Here is a 2,193-nt window from a genome sequence, read left to right on the forward strand (position 1 = left end):
CCCTAGCGAATGAAAAAGTGAGTCGATGTGTGAGTCAATCTGGATGGTGACTTGTAAAAAGGCTTCTGTTACAGATACTTGGGGTGCAAATTTGGTTGATGGTGGGCACCAATAAAAACAGGCACTTGGACGCGAGTCGAAGTGCCTGTTTTGGGCTTGGGAAAATTGTTGGGAAAATTCAGCGCCGTCGTGGAGGTTTCACGACGGGTAACTCGTGGTCGTACCGATCTGTCGTCGACGGCGAGACGTGCCCAGCTGCATCTTGCTTATCGCCTCGATTGCCCTCGCTGTCGGTAACGCCCCGTTGCTTCAAACCATGTAGTGAGAAGCGCTCCATTGCAGGATTCTCCTTGCAGTAGCCATGGCGCACCCCCCACGCGAGTGTTCGCCGGAGGTAGCGATATAGATGATTGGCCTTGCTAGGCGTTGGTGGAAGCGCCTGCTGCAGGTGAGTAGCTGACCTCCCGTTTGCAAAGGTCTCAAGCAGCCGCTGCACCACGTGCGTAGTGATGTGTTCCAACGGCACACTACCGAGCTTGGATCCATCCTTGCGGACATAATGGGCAAGCGTATCAGCGTAGCGTCGGCAATCCTTCTGCCTGTCACGCTGTAGTTCCTTAAATTCGCCCGCTTCGTGGAAACGGTTGAAGAGGTAACGCAACGTGCCACGCACGTCCCCTCGTAGTCGAGATTCTGCGATTGCATGGAGTTCAGAGACGAGCACTTCGAAAGGCGACCGTACGCTTCACTTGTCGGCCACCCTCCGGATGGTCTGCAAGCATGTACCAGCGGCCGTTCTCCCAGTAGATGCCTTTAGGGAGCGCCTCCTGCTCGATGTGACCTGGAATATTCGGGTTGAACCTCCGTTTACGTCCCCGCGTCATCAGACGAGATCCTCGTCTTGGTGCTGTTCTTGATTTGCTGCAGTGACAAGGCCAAGAGATGCGTTTATCGCATCCAACGTTGCCGGCCATGCAGCCCGCGCTGCTCAACGAGTCGGCCACGCTGTTCCAGCGCAAGTACTACAACAACGGCTCACACGCCGGTTTCATCCTGTACCTGACCGATCCGCAGCGGAGCCAGGAAGACGTCGCCGCGCTACGCAACGCTATGAAGGGTGCCAAAGGGCCGGGCAATTTCCGCAATCTGTTTCTCTATTCGCCAGGCGGCAACAAGGACGAGCTCAAGCTGATCCCGGTCAGCGAGGTGGCGGCCAAGGACGAGTTCAGCGGCATCAAAGGCATCACCCGCGACGACATGCTGGCTGCGCTACGGATCCCGCCGCAACTCATGGGCATCGTGCCGCAGAACGCCGACGGCTCCGGTTCGATCCGTGAGGCCGCTACCGTGTGGGCCGCCAACGAGCTGGAGCCGCTACAGGCGCGGATGTTGAAGATCAAAGACTGGGTGCGATGAGGTCATCGTCTTCACCCCCTACGCGCCGCCAGCGGCGCCACAGCCTTAACCCCACGCAAGACCACGCAATGCTCAAGAACCTCCGTTGTGGCGAATGCGCCCGCCTGCTGTGCAAGGCCGGCGCCTTCGATGAAATCCAGATCAAGTGCCCGCGCTGCGGCACGCTCAATCACCTGAAGGCCGAGAGCCTCACCTCCGATCGCTGCGAGCGAATCCAACAAGGCTCTCACCATGAAAAACCAACTCATGCAGGGCGACGCCCTGACCATCCTGCCCACGCTCGAAGCGAATTCGTTCGACGCGCTGATCACTGATCCGCCATATGCGAGTGGCGGCCTGACCGCCGCTGCCCGTGCGCAGCCGCCGTCGACCAAGTACTGCCGGGATGGCGGACATGCCGACTTCGTTGGCGACGAGCGCGACCAACGCTCGCACCTGAAGTGGATGCACCTGTGGTTGTCCGAGTGCGCGCGCGTGCTCAAGGACCGCGCGCCGGTGCTGCTGTTCACCGACTGGCGGCAGCTGCCGCTGACAACAGACGCGCTGCAGATTGCCGGCTTCACTTGGCGCGGCATCACCGTCTGGGACAAGACCGAAGGCGTGCGGCCGCAGCTGGGACGCTTCCGGAATCAGGCCGAATACATTGTGTGGGGTAGCAAGGGCAATATGCCGCTGGATCGGCGTGCGCCTGTGCTGCCTTGGGTCATCCGTGAGTCGGTGCGCAAGGCCGACAAGCATCACTTGACCGGCAAGCCCACCGAATTGATGCGGCAGCTG

General features: G+C 59.8%; 2 protein-coding genes and 1 pseudogene. All 3 read left to right on the plus strand.

The features are described from left to right. Positions 1-963: 963 nt before the first annotated feature. Positions 964-1,465 (plus strand): annotated as a pseudogene (locus XBLMG947_RS20875) (phage portal protein); the annotation flags it as partial. A gap of 58 nt (positions 1,466-1,523) precedes the next feature. Further along, positions 1,524-1,730, plus strand: a complete 207-nt coding sequence (locus tag XBLMG947_RS22345; RefSeq protein ID WP_245228305.1) for a Com family DNA-binding transcriptional regulator — start codon at positions 1,524-1,526, stop codon at positions 1,728-1,730. Continuing rightward, a partial coding sequence (locus XBLMG947_RS20885; protein ID WP_065470415.1) for a DNA-methyltransferase occupies positions 1,648-2,193 on the plus strand: 546 nt, incomplete at its 3' end. The genes XBLMG947_RS22345 and XBLMG947_RS20885, both read left to right, overlap by 83 nt.

The organism is Xanthomonas bromi, assembly GCF_900092025.1.
Taxonomy (GTDB): domain Bacteria; phylum Pseudomonadota; class Gammaproteobacteria; order Xanthomonadales; family Xanthomonadaceae; genus Xanthomonas; species Xanthomonas bromi.